Annotated in this window: 2 rRNA genes; both read right to left on the bottom strand. The window is 47.3% G+C overall.

Annotation, left to right across the window (positions count from 1 at the left end):
- A 16S ribosomal RNA gene (locus tag C9I92_RS25185) occupies positions 1-73 on the bottom strand; the annotation flags it as partial.
- Positions 74-417: 344 nt separating this feature from the next.
- Positions 418-533 (bottom strand): 5S ribosomal RNA (gene rrf / locus C9I92_RS25180).
- Positions 534-541 lie beyond the last annotated feature (8 nt).

Raw genomic sequence — 541 nt, 5'->3', positions numbered from 1 at the left:
GCTGCCGCTCGACTTGCATGTGTTAGGCCTGCCGCCAGCGTTCAATCTGAGCCATGATCAAACTCTTCAATTAAAGTTTTGGCTCGATGAATACTGAATTAAATTGACTGTGCCAAAATAACCGAAGCTATTTTGAATTGGTCACTCAGTTCATCGATAAATCTTTTTGACTATCAGTTCACGAGTGCCCACACAGATTGCATGGTCAAATTGTTAAAGAACGTTGACTTTCAATGCGTTAGCGCGAAGCGCTTCAGCAAGTCAGGACGCGTATAATACGCTTCCCAGTGTTTAAGTCAAGGTAAAATTCTCTACTTTTTCAGTCAGTAAAAAACTTTAGCGTGACTCCGCTCACTGATTCACCAGTTGGAGCGAAAGAAAAGCCCGTTGTGACCCAACGGGCTTTCTGGAATAGGTGCCTGGCGATGTCCTACTCTCACATGGGGAGGCCCCACACTACCATCGGCGCTGCTGCGTTTCACGTCTGAGTTCGGCATGGGATCAGGTGGGTCCACAGCGCTATGGTCGCCAGGCAAATTCT

This window comes from Photobacterium ganghwense (genome assembly GCF_003025595.1).
GTDB lineage: Bacteria > Pseudomonadota > Gammaproteobacteria > Enterobacterales > Vibrionaceae > Photobacterium > Photobacterium ganghwense.
This window is presented reverse-complemented; position numbering and strand designations above follow the sequence as displayed.